General features: G+C 71.4%; 11 protein-coding genes. 7 read left to right on the top strand and 4 right to left on the bottom strand.

What is annotated here, in order from left to right; all coding sequences use genetic code 11:
• Nucleotides 1–83: 83 nt before the first annotated feature.
• Nucleotides 84–1,022, bottom strand: coding sequence for a MoxR family ATPase (locus K8625_RS30340; protein ID WP_141322822.1), 939 nt, complete (start codon nt 1,020–1,022; stop codon nt 84–86).
• Between the two features lie 211 nt (nt 1,023–1,233).
• Between K8625_RS30340 and K8625_RS30335 the strand changes: the two genes are divergently transcribed.
• Nucleotides 1,234–1,440, top strand: a complete 207-nt coding sequence (locus tag K8625_RS30335) for a hypothetical protein (RefSeq protein WP_223750048.1) — start codon at nt 1,234–1,236, stop codon at nt 1,438–1,440.
• Nucleotides 1,441–1,604: 164 nt separating this feature from the next.
• Here the strand turns inward: K8625_RS30335 and K8625_RS30330 are convergent, their stop codons facing one another.
• Both K8625_RS30330 and K8625_RS30325 read right to left on the bottom strand, forming a co-directional pair.
• A complete protein-coding gene (locus K8625_RS30330) occupies nt 1,605–6,104 on the bottom strand; it encodes a response regulator (protein ID WP_223750047.1) in 4,500 nt (1,499 codons plus the stop codon).
• A gap of 99 nt (nt 6,105–6,203) precedes the next feature.
• Nucleotides 6,204–9,596: a glycosyltransferase gene (locus K8625_RS30325; protein ID WP_370642002.1), complete on the bottom strand. Its 3,393-nt coding sequence runs from the start codon at nt 9,594–9,596 to the stop codon at nt 6,204–6,206.
• Nucleotides 9,597–9,822: 226 nt separating this feature from the next.
• Here K8625_RS30325 and K8625_RS30320 point away from each other — a divergent pair, with 226 nt between their 5' ends.
• The 4 genes from K8625_RS30320 to K8625_RS30305 all read left to right on the top strand — a co-directional run bounded on the left by K8625_RS30320 (nt 9,823) and on the right by K8625_RS30305 (nt 16,063).
• Nucleotides 9,823–12,303, top strand: a complete 2,481-nt coding sequence (locus K8625_RS30320; protein WP_223751779.1) for a DUF4912 domain-containing protein — start codon at nt 9,823–9,825, stop codon at nt 12,301–12,303.
• A gap of 25 nt (nt 12,304–12,328) precedes the next feature.
• Nucleotides 12,329–13,918, top strand: coding sequence for a glycoside hydrolase family 57 protein (locus K8625_RS30315; RefSeq protein ID WP_223784674.1), 1,590 nt, complete (start codon nt 12,329–12,331; stop codon nt 13,916–13,918).
• Between the two features lie 77 nt (nt 13,919–13,995).
• Nucleotides 13,996–15,453, top strand: coding sequence for a trypsin-like peptidase domain-containing protein (locus tag K8625_RS30310; RefSeq protein ID WP_223784673.1), 1,458 nt, complete (start codon nt 13,996–13,998; stop codon nt 15,451–15,453).
• A gap of 16 nt (nt 15,454–15,469) precedes the next feature.
• On the top strand, nt 15,470–16,063 hold the full coding sequence (locus K8625_RS30305; RefSeq protein ID WP_223784672.1) for an SGNH/GDSL hydrolase family protein: 594 nt from the start codon (nt 15,470–15,472) through the stop codon (nt 16,061–16,063).
• Nucleotides 16,064–16,083: 20 nt separating this feature from the next.
• Here K8625_RS30305 and K8625_RS30300 read toward each other — a convergent pair whose 3' ends face one another.
• A complete protein-coding gene (locus K8625_RS30300) occupies nt 16,084–18,009 on the bottom strand; it encodes a diguanylate cyclase (RefSeq protein WP_223751775.1) in 1,926 nt (641 codons plus the stop codon).
• A 192-nt stretch (nt 18,010–18,201) separates the two neighbouring features.
• Here K8625_RS30300 and pgeF point away from each other — a divergent pair, with 192 nt between their 5' ends.
• Entirely contained in the window at nt 18,202–18,966 is a 765-nt protein-coding gene (gene pgeF / locus K8625_RS30295; RefSeq protein WP_223784671.1) for a peptidoglycan editing factor PgeF, read from the top strand.
• An 84-nt stretch (nt 18,967–19,050) separates the two neighbouring features.
• On the top strand, nt 19,051–19,923 hold the full coding sequence (locus K8625_RS30290; RefSeq protein ID WP_223784764.1) for a tetratricopeptide repeat protein: 873 nt from the start codon (nt 19,051–19,053) through the stop codon (nt 19,921–19,923).
• Nucleotides 19,924–19,933: the final 10 nt, after the last annotated feature.

Here is a 19,933-nt window from a genome sequence, read left to right as displayed (position 1 = left end):
GGCCTCGAGGAGAGCGGGCCGCCCGAGCATACACCGGTGGACGGATGCCCCGGCTCACGCGGAGCCGGGTGTCCCGACGCACCTCACGCCTGGGCGATCTGCGGCAGGTTGGCGCGCGCCTTCTCGATGTCGCCTTCGTACTTGAGGACGAGGTTGAGCGTGGAGGCCACCACGTCCGAGGTGAGCTGGTCCGCGTTGAGCAGCACCAGGCTCTGCGCCCAGTCCAGCGTCTCGCTGATGGAGGGAGCCTTCTTCAAGTCCAGCGCGCGGATGGCGGCGACGGCCTCCACCACCTGCTCGGCGAGCACCTGCGGCACCTGGGGCAGCCGGGAGCGGACGATGCGCAGCTCGCGCTCGCGGTCCGGGAAGTCGATGTGCAGGTGCAGGCAGCGGCGCTTGAGCGCGTCCGACAGCTCGCGCGCGGCGTTGGACGTGAGCAGCACGCGCGGGATGTGCTTCGCCCGGAACGTGCCCAGCTCCGGAATCGTGACGGCGTTGTCGGAGAGGACCTCCAGCAGGAAGGCCTCGAACTCCGGGTCCGCCTTGTCGATCTCGTCCACCAGCAGCAGGGCGGGGCGCTCGGACAGCTGCGCGCGCAGGATGGGGCGGGGCAACAGGAAGCGCTCGGAGAAGAACACCGCGTCGCCGGACGCCAGCCGGTCTGCGGCCTCCGCCAGCGACTGGGTGCCCTCCACCATCTCCCCAATCTTGTCCTTGAGCAACTGGGTGTAGAGCAGCTGCTTGGCGTACTCCCACTCGTAGAGCGCCTTGGCCTCGTCCAGGCCCTCGTAGCACTGGAGCCGGATGAGCTCGCGGCCCAGCGCGGCGGCCATGGCGCGCGCCAGCTCCGTCTTGCCCACGCCCGCGGGGCCCTCCACCAGGATGGGCTTGTCCATCCGGTCCGCCAGGAAGGCCGCGGTGGCGATCTCCGGTGAAGGCAGGTATCCCACCTGCTCGAGCTGCTTCTCTGCGTCCGCGACGCTGTCGAATCCGCGGACCTTGGCCGTCTCTGGGGTGCTCACGCGGCGGAACTTAACCGAGGGCCATTCAGGCGACTGCGGCAAAAATGCCAGGATCCTCACCCCCACGTCGCGGCTCTCTTGCCCCGCTGGTCCCCAACCCTGCGGAAAAGGGAGGGAAATTATTTGCGCACCGTGGGCACGCACCGTGCATCTCAGTGGCGCAACTCACGAAGGGAAAGCAGCGAGGTCCGTGGTCATGGTGTGGGCGTGGATGAGGATGGTGATGGCGGTGGCGGTGCTCCTGTTGCCGGGAGGCTTCCCGCTGCTGCTGGCGTACATCACGCTGCGGACGCTGATGGCCCGCTGGCGCGAGGCGCAGGCGCAGGCGCACAGCGTGGGCCGTGAGGCCTCCCTCCGCGACGTCCTCGCCTCACTGCACTTCAAGGAGCTGGTGCGCGACGCGCGCGCCGTCCTCTGAGTTTTTCACCCAGGTAGGGCACGGATGTCGCGGCTCCAGGCGAGTCGCTCCCGAAGCCCTCCGGGTCGGCGGACCGCCGGCCTTCCGGCGGATGCCGGGACTCCAGACAGCCAGGGTGACGGGAAGCCGGCGGGGCCGCCCCACGTGAGGCGGCCCCAGGCCCGCTACTTGTCCAGCTCGTCCACCAGGGCCGTCCAGTCGTCATCCTCCTTGGCGGCCTGGGTGGGCAGCTGGATGACCATGGTGCGGTCCGTGGGCTCCGACTCGTCGCCACCCAGCGGGGCGGGGGCGGGAGCGGCCTTCTTCGCGGCGGCGGGCTTCGCGGCGGCCTTGGCGGCCTTGGCGGGAGCGGGGGCCGCGGCCGCGGGGATGACCTGGTTGAGCTGAGGCCGGGTGGCCAGGTCGTCGTCCTCGACGGGCGCCGGGGCCTTGGCGGCCTTGGCGGCGACGGGGGCGGGCGTGGCGGCGGGGGCCTTGCTCTTGTAGCGAGCCAGCTCCAGCTCGGCGACCTTGAGCGCCTTGCTCTTCTCCTGGACGGACTGCTGCAGGCGGGTGACCTCCTGCGTCTTGATGGCCTCGCGCCGCTCGAGCTCCGCCTTCTGCTTGGTGTTGAGCTCCTCGATTTCGCGCAGCTGGCGGGCCTCCAGGTCCTTGCGCTCCTTCTGGGCGGTGGCGAGGCGGGCGGCGGCCTCGTTGGCCTTGCCCTCGGCGGCGGCCACCTTGGCGGCCAGGTCCTTCTCCGCGCGGGCCTTGGCGCCCTGCGCGTTCTCCACCGCCAGCTCCAGGTCCTGCACCTTCTTGGTGCGGGTGGCGAGCTGGGCCTGCAGGTCCTTGGCCTTGGCGTCCGCGTCGGCCGCCTTCGCCTGGGCCTCCTGGGTGAGCTGGGCGATGCGCTGCTCGGCCTTGGCCAGCTTCGCCGCCAGCTCGTCGGACGCGCGCTTCGCCTCGGCGCGCTCCTGCTGCCAGGCCTGGGCCGCTTGAGCCTGGGCCGCCTGCGCCTGCTGGAGCTGTCCTGCCAGGCCGTCGCGCTCCTGGGTCAGCTTCTGGTGGCTGGTGCCCGCCGCGCGCAGCTGCTCCTCGCGCTCGCCGAGCGCCTTCTTCGCCAGCTCCAGCTGGTTGTTCAGGCCGGCCATCTGCTGGCCGAGCCCGTCCGCGTGGCGCTTGGCGTCGGTGGCCTGCGTCTGGAGCTTGGTCTCCAGGGCCTTGACCTGCTCGGTGCGGGTGGCGACCTCGCGGTTGAGCACCTCGGCCTGACGCATCTTCTCCTGCGTCACCTGGGTGAGCTTGCGCAGCGTGTCCGAGAGCTCCTTGCCCTTGGTGGCCAGGTCGTTCTGGAGCAGCTCCTCGCGGCGCTGGGACTCCTCGGTGAGGGTGTCCAGGCGCTCCTTGAGGTTCGCGCGGGTGTCCTCCACCTGGGCGAGCTGCGCGGTGAGCTGGGTGACGTCCGCGACGCGGGCGCCCAGCTCGTGCTTGGTGATGGTGAGCTGCTCGCCCAGCTCCTCCGCCTGGTTGCGCGCCTCGTTGAGCTCGCCCTCCAGCGCGGACTGGGTGCTGGCCGCCTGCTGACGGCTGGTGGTGTGCGCCTGCTGCTCGCGCGACAGGGCGTCGCGGGTGGCGGCGAGCTGGCCCTGCACCTGTTCCAGCGTCTGGCTGGTGGCCTCCAGCTCCGAGCGCAGCCCGTCTCGCTCGCCGGTGAGCGCCTCGATGGTGGCGCTCGTCTCGGCGGCGAGCTTCTCGTGCGCGGCGCGCTCGGCCTCGTAGTTGCCCAGCGTCTCAGACAGTTCGCCGCGCAGCTGGCCAATCTGGCCGGTGAGCAGCTGCTCCAGCGCGTCCTTGGCCTCGCCCAGGGCCTGGAGCTCGGCGATGCGCTGGTTCCTCTCGCCCGTGGTCCGGGACAGCGAGGCCTGCGTCTCCTGGAGCACGGCGCGCGTCTCGTCCAGCTCCAGCTTGAGCTGATCCCGCTGCGCGGTGGTGGTGCCCAGCTCGTCGCGCGTCTCTTCCAGCGTGTTCTGCGTCTGGGTGAGCGTCTGGCTGGTGGCCTCCAGCTCGCCGCGCGTCTCGGCCAGGCTGCCCTCGGTCTGGGAGAGCGTGCCTTGTGTCTGCGCCAGCTGCTGCTCGGTGCGCGCCAGCGTGTCCTGGGTCTGCGCCAGCGTCTGGCTCGTCGCATCCAGCTCCCCGCGCGTCTCGGAGAGCGACTGCTCCGTGTTGGCGAGCGTCCCCTGGGTCTGCGCGAGCTGCTGTTCGGTCTGCGTGAGCTGCTGCTCGGTCTGAGCGAGCGTCCCTTGGGTCTGCGCCAGCGTCTGGCTGGTGGCGTCCAGCTCGCCGCGCGTCTCGGAGAGCGACTGCTCCGTGGTGGCGAGCGTGTTCTGCGTGTCCGCCAGCTGCTGCTCGGTGCGGGAGAGGGTGTCCTGCGTCTGCGCGAGCGTCTGGCTGGTGGCGTCCAGCTCCCCGCGCGTGGAGGACAGCGCCTCCTCCGTCTGGGCCAGGCGCGTCTGCGTCTCGGACAGCGACTGGCTGGTGGCCTCCAGCTCGCCGCGCGTCTCGGACAGCGACTGCTCGGTGGAGGCGAGGGTGCCCTGCGTGTCCGCGAGCTGCTGCTCGGTCTGCGCGAGCGTGCCCTGCGTCTGCGCCAGCGTCTGGCTGGTGGCCTCCAGGTCTCCGGTCAGCTCGGAGATGCGCTGGTCGCGCGTGGCGACATCACCCTGGAGTCCCTCGATGGTGGACTCGCGCTGGGCGACGGTGTCCTCGAGGGACGCGACGCGGGCCTGGAGCTGCTCGCCCTGGTTCTGGGCCGCCTCGAGCTGCGAGGTGAGGGCCTGGATTTGACCTGTGAGGTCGGCCTCCTGCTCCGCCTTGGCGGCGCGGACCTCTTCGAGCTGGCGGGTGAGGTCCTCCTCCAGCGCGTCCTTGGCGACGCGCAGCGCCTCCAGGCGGCCGGTGAGGTCCTCCTCCAGCGCGTTCTTCGCCTCGGTGAGCGCCTGCAGCTCACCGGTGAGCTCGGCCTCGCGGTCGGCCAGGTGGGCCTTGACGGCCTCGACCTCGCCCTCCAGCTCGCCGATGCGCTCCAGCTGCTGCTGGATGCTGGAGTTGAGGTCCGCCTCGGTGCGCTCGTTGCGGGCGATGGTCTCCGACAGCTCGCGGTCCAACGCCGAGATCTTGGCGTCGCGGTCCTCGATGCGCTGGCTGAGCTCCGCCTCCTGGGCGTCCTTGTCCAGCCGGAGCTGATCCCGCTCGCCGGTGGTGCGCGCGAGGTCCGTCTCGAGATCCGCCACCTGCTGGCTGAGCCGCGCCTCGAGCGCGTCGCGCTCCGCGTTCAGCCGGGTGATCTCCGCGTCGGCGCGGGCGCCGTGCTCCTCGGCGGAGGCGGCGCGCGTCTCCAGGCCGCGCACGGTGGAGTCGCGCTCCTGCTCGGTCTGCTGCAGCCGCTCCTGGAGGGCCTGAATCTCGCCGTCCAGCTCGGCGTAGCGCTGGTCGCGCTCGCTGATGGTGCGGCCCAGCTCCGCCTCGAAGTCGTCACCGCGCTTGCCCAGCCGGGCCTCTTCGGCCTCGTGCGCGCGCACGCTGTCCTGGAGCTTCTGCTCCTTGACCTCGAACTCCAACGTGACGACGTTGAGGTGCTTGTCGAGCTTCTCGTATTCGCCGCGCAGGTGCTCCAGCTCGGCGCCCCGCCGCGCGAGGTCGTCGTCGCGGTTGTGGACCTCCTTGCGCAGCAGGTTGATGTCCTTCTCCTTGGAGGCGACGACCTCGATGAGGTCCTTCTCCGAGGAGAACTTCTGCAGCAGCAGGTCGTCGACGGTGGCGCCGTGCTCGCGCTCCTTCTGGAGCATCGCCTGCTGGGCCTCGTTGAAGCGCCGCAGCAGATCGTCCACCTGCATCTTGAGGCCCTGCAGCTCCACGTCCTTCTCGTGGAGGCGGTCCTCGCCGGAGAGCAGCTCGCGCTCGCGCACGCTCCAGATCTCGGAGAGGCGGGCCAGCTGGGCCTCGCGCGTCTTGAGCTCGTCGCGGAGGATCTGGATCTTCCCCTCCGGCGTGCCCATCAGCTCGCGGCGCGGGGGTGGGCGCTTGAGCTGACGCGACTCGGCGAGCAGCTCCGCCTTGCGGTCGGCGATGGACTGGAAGGCGCGGTCCAGGAAGGCGCGGTCCTCCTCGGTCATCGCGCTGCGGCGCTCGCGCTTGGGGAGCTTGGGCGGGCCGCCGGCGTTGGTGCGGATGCCTGGCATGGGGGGCGGCGCCTCGCGCGGCGCGTTACCGGCGAGCGCGGCGTCGAGCGAGGCGTCCGACTCGTCCTGGCCCGGCGGCATGATGCCCGTGCTCATCGTGGCCAGCTCCCCCATCTCGAAGGGGATGACGAGGTAGCCGTCCGCGGCGCCCGGCGTCTGCCGGTGCTGCGTGAGGCCCTCGACGCCCGTGTCGGAGGAGAGGAGCAGGACCTTGAGGTTCTGGCCCCACTTGCCCTTCTTGATCTGCCCGCACAGCGTGAAACCGGATTGATCCGGAAGCTCGGCCCGAAGGACGACGAGATCCGGTCGGCGCTTCTCCAGCTCGCGCTGCGCATCCGTCGCGGTCGCCGCCATGGCGGTCTGGTAACCCGCGCTCTTGAGCACGGTCGCCATGCTGAGGGCGAAGTCGTTCTGGCTTTCAACGATGAGGACGCGGCGCTCCATGAAGCCCTTTCACCCGTAAAAAGTGCAGTGAAAACCGCGACATCCTACTGGGCGGGAGCGACGCTTGGAAACTTTCCGGAGGGTGCTCGGTTGGCTGCTTCACGAGCTCTTGCCGCGAACGACGCCTGGTGCACGGGGGGCGGAGGGCGTTCGGGATGGATCCGCGTCGTCGTCCCGCCCCGGGAAGGTGGTGGGGGGCGTGTGGCGCGCGAACTGAGTGCCTTCCGGTGGACAGTAGCCGTGGGCGAGCTGGGCGAACCAGGGGTTCAACGTCGAGGAGAGCGGCTCGGGCGGGGGGCCCTCGTCCTCGTCGGGGATGGGGTCCGCGTCGGCTTCCTGGAGATCGTCCTCGTCGTCGACGAGCTGGGCGGCGCTGCTGGCGGAGACCTCGGCGTCCTCGACCTCGTCGCTGCTGATTTCGTCCGGTTCATCGTCCAGACGTGGGCGCGAGTGGGGCGGAGTGGGGCCCGCCTCCTCGCCATCCTCGATGGCGTGGGCCTCGTCCTCGGAGATCTCCTCCGGTTCGTCCTCGGCTTCGGGGGACCTGATGGCGGGCAGGCCGGGGCGGGACGCGGAGGTGTCGACGGGCTCCAGTCGAGGGGGCCCGTCGATGGACAAGAGGCGCGGCGGCCGCTGCCGGGGAACGGGCGGCGGGGCGCTGGTGGCGCGAGGGGGGAGGGAGGGGGGCCGGTCGGCGTCGCTGGAGGGGCTGAGGACGGGAGGTCCTCGGTCGGTGTCGGGCGGCGGCAGGTCGCCCAGCAGGGAGGACTTTCCGACGGAAGGGGTGCCGGCTCCCGGGGTGAGGATGGGCGGAGGGCGATCCGGGTCGAGCGCGCTGCCGCGTGATCCGCTGCGCGAGAGGTCGGGCGGCGGGCTGGGACGGACGAGCGGCGGGAGCCGATCCGTCTCACCCGTGCGAGGACGTTCCGGTTCGACGATGCCGGAGGGGCGCGGGGTGTTTCGTTCCGGGTCCGTGGTGTGACCGCGAGCGGTCAGCTCCGGCAGGGCGCTTCGGACCGAGGGCCGCTCCGAGTCGGGATTCGGGACGCGCACGGAGGCCCGTTCGGGCTCGGGGACCGTCGGAGTGCGCCCGGAGGGCCGTTCCGGTTCGGGGACGGGGGTGCCTCGGACGGAGGGTCGCTCCGCGTCGGGGAGTGGCGTGCCGCGAACCGAGGGGGGCTCGGAGTCAGTTGTCGCGCCCGCGCGCCCCGCGGGACGCTCCGGATCCGGTACGGGCGCACCACGAACCGACGGACGCTCTGAGTCGACTCGCGTCGATCCGCGGTCTCCGTCGGGTGAGCCCTTCGTCTGCGGAGTGAGCGGCGCCATCCGACGCGACGGTGTCTCGACCCGTGCGGACGTGCTCCGACTCGCGAGCACCGAGCGCGCGGGGATGATCGGAGTCGGTGCCGGTGCGTCGTCCTCCGCTCGCGAGGCGAGAGGGCTGCGAACAATGGGCGTGGGCGAGGGCGGCTCGTCGAACGGCAGCGGCGCGGGCGCCTTGACGATGGGCGTGGGCGAGGGCGGCTCGTCGAACGGCAGCGGCGCCGGCGCCCGGACCACCGGCGTCGGCGAGGGCGGCTCCTCCCGCGTCGAATGGCGGCCGTTGGAATACGGCGCCCCGTCCCGCGCCAACCCGCCCCGGTCATCCCTCAACGAGGCCGGCATGCGGATGATGGGCGTGGGGGACGGCGGCTCATCCATCGGAAGCGGAGCCGGCGCGCGAACCACGGGCGTCGGCGACGGAGGCTCCTCGGCGCGCTCATCACGGGCCTCCTTCCCGCCCGGTTCCTCGCGCGACTCGTCGGGGAACCTCGCCGATTGTGACTCCACGGGCGTCGGCGCCGGTGGCTCATCGCCAAGCCGGGGCGTCCCATGCGGCGGGACCTTCGACAGCCGCTCCTCCGTCGCGTCCTCCTCGCGTGCATCCTCGCGACGAGGTGAGGCTTCAGGCGCGTCCTGCTCCGGCTCCTCGGGCTCCGTCGTGCGACGGGGCGTGACCGGTGTCGGATCCGGAGGGATGCCCTGCGCCGTCACCGGCGTGGGCTCGGAAGTCGTCGGGGCAGAGGTCGACGATGCTGCGCCCGGAGTCGACGTCTGCGCGGCGCGCTCACGCAGCGGCAGCCCCATGACGACGGGAGGCTCGATGGGTCGCGCGTCCGGCTCCGTCTTGATGAGCCGCGTATCGAACCCGTCCTCGAGCACCATCCCCATCACCACGGGGGGCTCCTCGGCGGCCACCTCGGACGGGGGCTCGGCGGGCTTCTCCTCGACGGGGTCTCGCTTCGCCGGCTGCGGAATCTTGATGCGCCCGCTGTCGGGCGGCAGCAGCGACGCGAGCCGGCTGGTCGGCGTGCCCGTCACCATCGTCGCCGCGGGCAGGTCATCCTCGCTCCGGCCCGACACGGGGACCGAGCGCTTGTCCAACAGCGAGTCGTAGATATCCAGCAGCTGCCCGCGGATGACCCCCGCGTCGAGCGCCGACTCGGCGTGCTCCCGCGCCCGCTGCCCCAGCTCGATTCGCCGAGGAACGTCGCGCGCCAGCTCGACGATGCGGGCCGCCATCGCCTGGCTGTCGCCGACGGGGAAGAACACCGCCGCGTCCGCCGGGATGAGCTCGCGGCACACCGGCAGGTCGGCGGCGATGATGGGCCGGCCCGCGGCGCAGTACTCGGACACCTTCGCCAGCGGTCCGCCCTGCAGCCGGTTGCGCTCCACATCGTCGAGCGCCAGCACCCCCACGTCCGCCAGCGCCAGCACCTTCGCCACGTCGTCGTGGTGCACCGGCGGCTGGAACTCCACCTGGTCCTTCAGGCCGAGCTCCTTCACCAGCTCGTCCAGGTGCGGCTGCCAGTCCGGGTGCTGCGCGCCCACGAGCGTCAGCCGCACCTCCACCTGCTTCGCCGCCAGCGCCACCGCGCGCAGCAGCGTGGGCAGCCCCTGCCAGCCCACGTGACTGCCCAGGTACATCAGCCGCAGCGGCTCCCCATCCGGAGCGCCCAGCACGTCGGGCGAGAAGGGCCCCAGGTCCACGGGGGCGCGCACGACACGGATCAGGTCCTCGCTCGCGCCGAGGGACTGGATGTACGAGCGCGTCGTCTCGGAGCCGGTGATGATGCGGTCCGCGTTCATCAGGCAGAACAGCTCCTGCCTGCGGACCTTCGACAGGAAGCGCCGGTCGCCCTCCGTCTGCGGGTGCGTGTAGCGCAGCTCCTGGGACGGGAAGGTCTGCGCCTCGTAGATGAGGCGGTAGCCGTAGTCCCCCTTGAGCTCGCACAACGCGTAGCCCCCGAAGGGGTCCGTGAAGTGGGCGAGCGCATAGTCCTCGCTCTCGAGCTGGCGCCGGACGGCCCGCTCGAAGGCCTGGATTCGCGAGGCGAGGTCCCCCGAGCCTACCGGCACGCGCAGCAGCCGAGCGCCCTGGTACTTCTCGATATGGGAGTGGTCAGGCGTCTTCGCCGATAGCACCACCACAGAGAAGCGGTCGGGCAACGCCTTGAGGTACTCGGTCAAACGGCGTGACGAGCCGGATGGGCCGGGGATGACGTCGAAGCTGCACAGGAGCAGTCTGGGCAGGTCGCTCAAAGCGGGGGCAGAATACCCAGCCGCCTCGTGGGTGTCATCGGTTGATGAGAAGCTGAGGGGGTCGGGCGACGAACACAAGCAATGCTGGCACGTTGACCCTCCAGTGCCAGCGACCTAAAGGCGAACGGTGCCTATGGACGACCTCAAGAGCGTCACCGTCGGCTCCCTGCGAGAGCTGGCTCGGAAGCACCTGGGGAGCGGATACAGCAAGCTCAAGAAGGAAGAGTTGATCGCCGCCCTGGCCGCCTTCGTGCCCGCGCTGGCGAAGCTCGCCCGGCTGGCGGGCATCAGGATTCCCGGGAAGAAGGCCGCCGCGAAGAAGGCCCCGGCTGAAAAAACTCCGGTCCCGGCGAAAATCGCGACCCGACCCGCTCCGCCGGTGAAGACCGCCGCGGCCAAGGCTCCAGCGCCGGCGTCCAAGACCGCCAGGGCCCGGCCCCCCGCGAAGGCGGCGCCCCCGGTGAAGACCGCCGCGTCGAAGGCCCCGGCCGTGTCCGCCAAGGCCGAGGCCCCGGCGTCTCGCGGTGGCGCCACGAAGGACGCGCTGGCCTCGAAGCGGGCGACTCGGGCGTCCCCGGTGACGGTGGCGAAGGCGCCCGCCGAGTCGAAGCCGAAGCCAGGTCGTTCCCGGGCGGAGGAGCCCTCGGAGCAGGGGAGGGTGTCCGCACCCAAGCGCGTGGCCGCGAAGCGCGCCTCCGAGAAGCCCGGCAGTCCTCCCTCGGCGCGGCCCGCGCAGGTGGTGAACTTTCCGCCCAAGCCTCGAGCGCCTCGTGAACCCGCGAGGGCGGAGGCCGAGGGCTCGGCACCCACGCCTTCGGCGCCGATGGACGCCCCCGAGTCATCCCAGGCGACGCCGCCCGCACCTGCTCCCGTCGAGCAGCATCGCGCGGAGCCGGTCATCGAAGGCTTCTTCGTCGCCCGTGTCGCCGGCGAGAGCGAGGCCCGACGTCATCACCTCCAGGAGAAGGTCGAGCACCCGCCCGTGTCCGCGGAGCGAGGCGAGGGACATACCGCCGCGCGGGATGCGCTGCCCTCCGAGTACCAGGACGACACGGTGTTGCTGCTCGCGAGAGACCCGAACACGCTCTTCGCGCTCTGGGACTTCAGCGCCGCGACGCGGACGCGCGCGATGCGTGACCTCGACTCCCCTCGCGCCGTGCTGCGGGTCTTCGACGGAGACGCGCTCGTGCGCGAGCTCGACTGCGTGCTCGAGACGCGCGGTTACTACATCCACGGGCTGCCCTCCGGACGTCTGTACCGCATCGAGGCGCACTTCCTCGGGCGCGATGGTCGTTCGCGTAGAATCGGTGGTTCCAGCAACCGGGTTGCACTTCCTCCGGCGGGCGTGTCGACCGACACCTCCGTGCGGTTCATGCGTCGCCCGGTCCCCGTGGAGCCCGAGGCGCCTCCCGTTCCCAGGCGCCAGGTGCCTCCGGTGGAGGAGCGCGAGTACGTCACGTGGCATCGCGTGGAGCTGCCAGGAAGCGCGGGGATGAAGGACATCTCCGTCGTCCACCGCGAGCGCTTCGACGTCGAGGGTGTGCTTCCAGGTGAATCCTCGGGCCCGCACCTCGCCGGCATCGGACGCGCGCCGGGAGCCTCGGATCAGCGTTACGTCGCCTCGCAGCGCTACCTCGAAGCCCAGGCTCGGATGGCCGGGGCCTCGGACATGCGCTACGCGGAGCAGCCGCCCCTCGCGCCTCCCGCGCCGCGCACGCTCGTGTATCTCGAAGTGGGGCCGCCGCGGGCTCCGGGGGCTTCGGACCAGCGATATCAATCGCCCTCGGTGGGTAGGCTCGAAGGCGCCCGTCCACCCGTCGAAGGTCCTCGCCCCACGTATGCGTATCTGGAGGTCGGTCGAGCTCCTGGCGCATCGGACATGCGCTACGTCGACGTCGCGGGTGGCACCGCGCCACCGTCGCCGTCCGACCGGAGATACTTCGAATCGCCCCCGCGTGCTCCGGGCGCATCGGACATGCGGTACTTCGATGCCTCCGCGCAGGTTCCGGGGGCGTCTGGCTGGCGCTATCTGGAGTCACCTCCGAGAGCCTCGGGTGCATCGGATTGGGCCTACAGCGACGCCGCGGGCTGGCAGTACCTCGTGTCACCTCCACGCGCGCTGACCAGCTCGGACTTCATGCCCCTCGCGTCGCCCGTGGTCGTTGCGGGGCCGCGTCATGGCGATGTGGCGGCGTCCCGCCACGTCGAGCCCAGCCCGCGAGCCTTCGAGGCCTCGGACCTGCGCTATGGGGACACGTCCTCGCGCGAGGGCCCGGACCTTCACCAGGGCCCTGGGGTGTCTGGTGCGGCCACACCGGCGAACAGCGAGGCGCCACGAGGTACCCGAGAGCTCCCCGGCGCAGGGACGCCCACCTCGCCGGAGTCCGGCTACTTCGAGGCACGCCCACGAGAGACTCGCGAGCCCGCGCCGCCGCGACACGACGAGCCCGCGTCGGTCATCCCCGTGTCGGGCTTCTTCGACGCGCCTCCCGGGTCGTCGGACGCCAGGGACCGCGCCGCCCCCGAGCGCGTCCTGGAGGTCAGGAGTCCTCCACCCGCTGTCTCGAACGAGCCCTCGCATCGGAAGCCGCCCTCGGGCGGCGGCCGCTCGTGAACCTCCACGGACCTCCCGACCGACCATGAGCCTGGGCTCCCTTTCTCTCGTCCTCCACGCGCACCTGCCGTTCGTCCGTCATCCCGAGCACGAGGACTTCCTCGAGGAGGACTGGCTCTACGAGGCCATCTCCGAGACCTACCTCCCGCTGCTGCTCGCGTTCGACTCCCTGGCGGAGGATGGAGTCCCGTTCCGCCTGGCGATGACGCTGTCGCCCACGCTCGTCACCATGCTGCGCGACGAGCTGTTGATGAAGCGCTACGAGAGGAAGCTCGAGCAGCTGTGTGAGCTGGGCGAGCGCGAGGTCCATCGCACGAGGACCGACGCCACCTTCGGTCCCCTGGCGCGCTTCCATCGCGACCACTTCGAGTCGCTGCGCCGCGCCTTCCATGACCGCTACCGAGGAGACCTCGTCTCCGCGTTCCGCCGACTCCAGGACGCGGGCCACCTGGACATCCTCACGTGCAACGCGACCCACGGCTTCCTGCCACTGATGCAGCAGGTGCCCGAGGCCGTGCGCGCGCAGGTGTCGGTCGCCGCAAACCACTACCGGCAGAACTTCGGGAAGGACCCCGCGGGCATCTGGCTGGCCGAGTGCGGCTACTTCCCGGGCCTGGAGCGCGTGCTCGCCGCCGAGCGCATCCGGTACTTCTTCGTCGACACGCACGGCCTCACGGACGCCACGCCGCGTCCGCTCCACGGGCCCTACGCGCCCATCTTCACCGAGACCGGCGTCGCCGCGTACGCGAGAGACCCCGAGAGCAGTCAGCAGGTCTGGAGCTCCGAGTACGGCTACCCCGGCGACCCCGAATACCGCGAGTTCTACCGGGACATCGGCTGGGACCTGGAGCTGGACTACATCCGCCCGTACATCCAACCCACGGGGGACCGGAAGAACACGGGCTTCAAGTACTACCGCATCACCGGCAAGACGAACGACAAGCAGCCCTATGACCCCGCGCGCGCCCGCGCACGCGCCGAGGTCCACGCCGGCAACTTCCTCTTCAACCGGCAGCGGCAGCTCGAGTACCTCGCCTCGCGGCTCGGGGGCCGCAAGCCCGTGGTGGTGGCCCCGTACGACGCGGAGCTCTTCGGCCACTGGTGGTTCGAGGGGCCGTGGTTCCTCGAGTCCTTCATCCGTCAGGCCGCGCGCGCCCGGTCCACCTTCGACCTGGTGACGCCGGCGGACGACCTGCGAGACCACCCCGAGAACCAGGTGGCCACGCCGCCGATGTCCTCGTGGGGCGCGGGCGGCTACGCGCACATGTGGCTGGACGACAGCAACGACTGGGTCTACCGCCACCTGAACCACTGCGCTCGGAAGATGGTGGAGCTGGCCCGGGACTTCCGGGAGGCCACCGATTCGCAGCGCCGCGCGCTCAACCAGGCCGCGCGCGAGCTGCTGCTCGCCCAGAGCTCCGACTGGGCCTTCATCATGAAGACGGGCACCATGGTGGACTACGCCAAGCGCCGCACCCAGGAGCACGTGCGCCACTTCCTCCGCCTGCACGACGAACTGCGCGCGGGTACCCTGGACGAGCCCTGGCTCACCGGGCTGGAGGCGCGCGACAACGTCTTCCCGGAGCTGGACTACCGCCTCTACCAGCCCGGCTGACACCACGTTCCGCTGGATGACCGCCCACAGGCCGTTTCGCTTGCGGGACCGCATTTCGGCTTTAGCTTGGGGTGCATATGAACCGTTCTCCCGTCATGTTCCGCAGGGCCCTGGTCGGCGCGCTCCTGCTCGCCGTCCCGTCGGTCTCCTGGGCCCAGGCTCCGGCGCAGACCGCGCCGGGCAACCTCCAGCCCGCGACGCGGGAGGCGCAGGCGCTGCCGTCGCTGGCCCCGCTGGTGGAGTCGGTGAAGTCCGCCGTCGTCAACGTGGACGTGCAGGCGCGCGGGGGCGGCGGTCCCCGGGGCATGGGCGGTGGCATGGATGACAACCCGCTCTTCGACCGCTTCTTCGGCGGCGGGAGGGGCGGGCGGGAGCCGCTGCGCCAGGGCGCGGGCTCGGGGTTCATCATCGAGCCGACGGGCATCGTCCTCACGAACAACCACGTGGTGGAGGGCGCCGTCTCCATCACCGTGCGCCTGGATGACGGGCGCTCGTTCGCCGGCACCGTGGTGGGCAGGGATCCGCTGACGGACGTCGCGCTGGTGAAGCTCAAGGACAAGGTGGAGGGGCTGCCCACGGTGAAGCTGGGCGACTCGGACGCGCTGCGCGTGGGGGACTGGGTGGTCGCCATCGGCAACCCGTTCGGCCTGGCCTCCAGCGTCAGCCTGGGCATCGTCTCGGCGCGCGCCCGCGACATCGGCGCGAGCCAGTACGACGAGTTCCTCCAGACGGATGCCGCCATCAACCCGGGCAACTCCGGTGGTCCGCTGTTCAACATGAAGGGCGAGGTCGTCGGCATCAACACGGCCATCGTCGGCGGTGGCACCGGCATCGGCTTCGCGGTGCCCAGCAACCTGGTGAAGGCGCTGGTGCCGCAGCTGGAGAAGGACGGCTCCGTCACGCGCGCGTGGCTGGGCGTCGGCATCCAGGATTTGACGCGCGACCTGGCGGGCGCGCTCAAGCTGCCCGTCACCGAGGGCGCCATCCTCACGCAGGTGAACCCGGGCTCTCCCGCGGCGAAGGCGGGGCTGAAGTCCGACGACGTCGTCACCGCCATCGACGGGCAGCAGGTGACGTCCAGCGGCCAGCTCACGCGCACGGTGGCGCTCAAGCGGCCGGGCAGCACGTCCACGCTGACGGTGTTCCGCGAGGGCAAGAAGCAGGACGTGAAGGTGACGCTCGGCACGCGGCCGGACCTGGAGGGCGTGGCCGCGCGCAAGCTGGAGGGGGACGAGTCGCAGGAGAGCTCCCGCCGCGTGGGCGTCAGCCTGCAGAACCTGGATGCGCGCACGGCGCAGCAGGCGGGCTTCACGGACCGCCAGGGCGCGCTCATCACCGACGTGGTGCCGGGCTCTCCCGCGGACCGCGCGCAGCTCGAGGCGGGCATGGTGGTGGTGGAGGTCAATCGCAAGCCGGTGGCCCGGGCGGATGACCTGGCCAAGGCGATTCGCGCCGCGCCCGCGGGCAGCACGCTGCTGCTGCGCGTGACGGGGCCGGGTGGTGGCCGCCTGCTGCGCGCGCTGCGCGTGCCGTAGCGGAGGGATGGCGCACATGAGCGTCAACTACGTCGCGCTCGGAGACAGCACGGCGATGGGCGTGGGCGCGACGCGGGGAGGGGGCTATCCAGAGCGCCTCGCCTCGCGGTTGCGCGGCGATGGCCTGTCACTCGGCTTGACGAACCTGGGCGTCAGCGGCGCGCGCATCCGGGATGTCTTCACCGGCCAGGTCAAGGCGGCGGTGGCCGCGCAGCCGACGCTGGTGACCCTGGGCGTGGGCACCAACGACATCTGGCGCGGCACCGCGCTGGAGGACTTCCGCGAGGACCTGGAGCGGATCGCTCGCAGGCTCAAGCAGACCGGCGCGCCGCTCGTGCTGGTGAACATCGCGGACATGGCGCTGGCGCCGATTGCGCGGATGGTGCCGAGCACCCTCTACGAGGGCCGCATCGAGCCCTTCAATGCCGCCATCGCCGAGGTGGCGCGCGCGGAAGGGCTGCACCTGGTGGACCTGCACTCGGCCAGCCGGGAGATGTTCCCGCGCTCGGCGCACTTCTTCTCGCAGGACGGGTTCCATCCCTCGGATGAGGGCTACGAGGAGTGGGCGGACCTGATGCTGCCCACGGTGCGCACGCTCGTGTCGCGCTGAAGCGGTGGGGTACCCCGGTTTCAGGCCTTGGCCACGCCACCGGGAGGCGTCGACGCGGCGGCCTCCGCGGGAGGCGCGTGGGGGCCGCGCTCACGGCCGGGGTGGATCTCCATCCCCACCTCGAACGCCGTGCTGCGGTTGCGGCCCGTGCGCTTGCTGCAATAGAGGGCCGCGTCCGCGCTGTCGACCAGGCCCTCCTGCGTGGAGGCGTCGCTGGGGAAGTGGGACACGCCGACGGAGACGGTGACGTGTCCTCCGGGCAGCCCCGGCTGCGAGAGCACCAGGTGCTCCGCCACCGCGCGCCGCAGCTTCTCCGCCACGTCCATGGCGTCCTGCTTGGTCGTCTGTGGCAGCAGCAGGACGAACTCCTCGCCGCCGTAGCGCGCCAGCGTGTCCACCTTGCGCACGCGCGTGCGCAGGATGTCGCAGACGCGGCGGAGCGTCTCGTCGCCCACGCGGTGGCCCGCGAGGTCATTGAGGCGCTTGAAGTGGTCCACGTCCACCATGAGCAGCGCCAGCGGCGTGCCGAAGCGCTGCGCCCGCGCCAGCTCCAGCTCCATGCGCTGGAACAGGTGGCGCCGGTTGGGGACCCCCGTCAGCGGGTCCGTCATGGTGAGCTTCACCGTCTCCGCGTGCAGCCGCGCGTTCTTCACCGCGGCCGCGGCGATGTCCGCCACGGCGGTGAGCAGCTCGATTTCGCCTGCGGAGAAGCTGGCGATGTGCGGCCGCTGGAAGTTCACCACGCCCAGGAGCGTGCCCGCGTGCACCATGGGCACCGCCAGCAGCGCGCCCGTGTTCAGCGCGTCCGCCGACAGTCCGCGGCGCGCGAAGATGCTCGTCGGGTCCGCTACGTCCGGCAGGTACACCGCCTTGTGCGTCTGCGCCGCGCGTCCACACGCGCCCTCGCCCAGGGCGAAGGTGAGGCCCTCGGAGCCACGGTGCTCCGGCCACGCCTGCCGCACCTCCAGCGCGCCCTCCGGGTTGAGGAGCATGATGGAGAACTCGGGGATCTGCAGCCGCTCCACCACCAGCCGGGTGACGCCGTCGAGCAGCTCGTCCAGCTCCAGCGTGTCATTGAGCGAGCGGGTGATGTCGAACAGCAGCGACAGCTCCCGCAGGCGGTCCTCGAGCTCGTCCTTGAGCGCGAGCTTCTCCTTCACCAGCTCCAGATCTCGGTGGGTGTCGATCTCCTCCGCCTTCATGGCGGTGAGCCGCGCGAGCATCTGGTTGAAGGCGGCGCCCAGCCGGGCGATTTCATCCGTGCCGCGCACGTCCGCGCGCACCAGCAGGTCTCCGGCCTCCGCGCGCCCCATCGCCGCGCTCAGCCGACGCAGCGGCCGCGTGAGGTTGAAGTGCAGCGAGAGCGCGATGACCAGCGCGAGCAGGATGGCGAACAGCGCCATGGACGCCAGCGCGCCGCCGAACACGTGCGTGAGCTGCTGGTGCAGCGCGGGCTCCAACATCCGCATCTGCAGCACACTCTCGCCAGGGACCTCACCGCGCGTGTGACAGCCGCCGCACTCCGGTCCGCCCAGGGGACGCACCACCTCGGTGACGCCGTCCGCCGAGCGCGCCGTCTCCGGCCCGGGGCGGGTGAGCCGCTCGGCCTCGCGGTGCCGGGTGCCCACCTCGGACGGGTTGCGAGACCAGCGGATGATGCCGTCCGCCGTCAGCACGCGCACGTCCTCGACCGAGCGGAACAGCCGCGTGTCCGAGTGCAGCACCTCCGTCACCGCCCCGTGCGCCGCGGCGCCAGGAGGCTGCGGAAGCAGGAAGGTGGAGGCGACGAACTCCGCGAGCGCGAGCGACTCCACCTGCGTGGCGTCCTGCACCGCCACCCGGGCCTCGCGCCAGAAGTGACCGACCCCCAGCAGCGCCACCACCAGTCCCGGCAGAGCGATGCTCCAGAGGAGCTTCCGGCCTACGGTGTCGGGACCCAGGGGCATGGCGCGTTCGCGTCACTTCGTTCGAAAAGACGACACTCGTTTCACGAAGAGTCCGCGGAATTGTCAATGGGCTGACGCGGACTGTCAAACGTACTTCCATGGGAAATTTATCATTCCGTTGGCGCATCCGGCTGGCGCGAGCCGACGTCCGCGTGCGTCGCGCGGGGAGGGGAGGTTAGAAGTGGCTTCCCCATGTCGATTGAGTTGCTGACGTCCCGACTGCTCCCCGTCCCTCACGGCTTCGCGACGCGCGCGGGGGGGGTGTCCGAAGGCCCGTTCTCCTCGCTGAACCTGGGCTTCTCCACGGGAGACGCGCGCGAGAAGGTGGAGGAGAACCTGCGCCGGCTCGCGGGCGCGGCGGGTGCTCCGCTGGGCGCGCTGTCCCGCGTGTCACAAGTGCATGGCGACGTGGTGCTGGAGGCGCGCGTCGAGCAGGTGGACGAAGCACTGCGGCCGGTGGAGGGCGAGGCGGACGCGCTGTGGACGGAAGTCCCTGGCACCTGGGTGGCGGTGGGGACGGCGGACTGCGTGCCGGTGGTGTTGGTGGACCCGGACGGGCGGCGCGTGGCGGCGATCCACTCGGGGTGGAAGGGGACGGACCTGGTCATCAGCGCGCGCGCCGTGGAGGCGCTGGTGGCGCGGGGGGCCCGGCCGGAGCGGTTGCTCGCGGCGGTGGGGCCTTCCATCCAGCGCTGCTGCTACGAGGTGTCGCAGGAGCTGGGGCAGCGCTTCACGCAGCGCTTCGGCGCGGACGTCGTGGAGGTGGAACGCTCCGGCCGCGTCCGGCTGGACCTGAGCCGGGCGGTGCGGATGTCACTGGTGGGCGCGGGGCTGCGGCCGGAGCACGTGGACGTGCTACAGGCCTGTACCGCGTGCGAGCCCTCGCGGTTCTTCTCCCACCGCCGTGACGCGGGGCGCACCGGACGGCACCTGAACCTGGTGGTGAACCGGTTCTAGGGGCGGCTTCCGGCCGTTTTCTTGACGCTCTTGGACGTGCCTTCCTATCCTCGCGGGGGAATTCCCTTGCGTCCATCGAGGCCCGTGCTCGCGCGCTCCGTCATCTTCCGCCTGCTCGTCGCCGCGCCGCTGTGCGCGCTGTGCGCCTGTGCCAACAACGCCGCCTCCCAGGCGGACGTCGGGGCGCTGACGGCCGAGGTGCGCGCGCTGCGTGAGTCGCAGTCCCGGCTGGTGGAGCGGTTGGAGCGCCTGGAGGCCCATGCCGCGGTGGACCGCGCGCGCACGGCGCCCAGCGCGGCCCGGCCCGCTTCCTCCGCGACGGTGCCCGTCACGGCGGTGGAGTCGGGTGGGGCGCTGATGTCCACGCCAGAGCTGTCCGTGGTGAAGCTCAAGCCGCGCTTCGAGCCCGCGCCCAGGCTGAACACGCAGGTGGCGGTGGTGGAGCCGGACTCCGAGCAGATGGAGATGTTCATCAGCCCGGTGGGCGAGGACTCCGCGCCCGTGGCCGCCATCTCCTCCTCGGGCGGCGCCACCCTGGTGAGCACGCGGGGCGAGGACCCCGCGGACCAGCCGGACCCGGACGTGCTCGACGCGGACTACGAGAAGTACGTGTCCATGCTGCGCACCGGCAACGTGGAGGGGGGCGTGCAGCGCCTGCGCCGCTTCTCCGAGGAGAACCCCCGCCACCCGCGCGCGGACAACGCGCTGTACTTCAGCGGGCTGGGGCAGATGGGGCTCAACGACTTCAAGGACGCCGCCAGCACGTTCGAGCGGCTGATCGCCACCTATCCCGCCGGGGACGCCGTGTTGGACGGCATGCTCCGGCTCGCCGAGTGTCGGGTGCGGCTCAACCAGGCCGCGGATGCCCGGGCTCTCTACACGCGCGTCGTCACCCAGTTCCCGGGGACGGCCGCCGCCACGCAGGCGGAGCAGCGGCTCGCCGCGCTCTCGCAGTGAAGTCTTCATC

The organism is Myxococcus sp. AS-1-15 (assembly GCF_020037055.1).
Taxonomy (GTDB): Bacteria; Myxococcota; Myxococcia; order Myxococcales; family Myxococcaceae; genus Myxococcus; species Myxococcus fulvus.
Note: the sequence above shows the minus strand (reverse complement) of the source record. Positions and strands in the feature narration are given on the sequence as shown.

Bases quoted from the DNA above. Each gene is read 5' to 3' on its own strand.
- K8625_RS30300 (WP_223751775.1), bottom strand. From the start codon at position 18,009: ATGCCCCTGGGTCCCGACACCGTAGGCCGGAAGCTCCTCTGGAGCATC.
- K8625_RS30330 (WP_223750047.1), bottom strand. From the start codon at position 6,104: ATGGAGCGCCGCGTCCTCATCGTTGAAAGCCAGAACGACTTCGCCCTC.
- K8625_RS30315 (WP_223784674.1), top strand. From the start codon at position 12,329: ATGAGCCTGGGCTCCCTTTCTCTCGTCCTCCACGCGCACCTGCCGTTC.
- K8625_RS30305 (WP_223784672.1), top strand. From the start codon at position 15,470: ATGAGCGTCAACTACGTCGCGCTCGGAGACAGCACGGCGATGGGCGTG.
- K8625_RS30310 (WP_223784673.1), top strand. From the start codon at position 13,996: ATGAACCGTTCTCCCGTCATGTTCCGCAGGGCCCTGGTCGGCGCGCTC.
- pgeF (WP_223784671.1), top strand. From the start codon at position 18,202: ATGTCGATTGAGTTGCTGACGTCCCGACTGCTCCCCGTCCCTCACGGC.
- K8625_RS30320 (WP_223751779.1), top strand. From the start codon at position 9,823: ATGGACGACCTCAAGAGCGTCACCGTCGGCTCCCTGCGAGAGCTGGCT.
- K8625_RS30335 (WP_223750048.1), top strand. From the start codon at position 1,234: ATGAGGATGGTGATGGCGGTGGCGGTGCTCCTGTTGCCGGGAGGCTTC.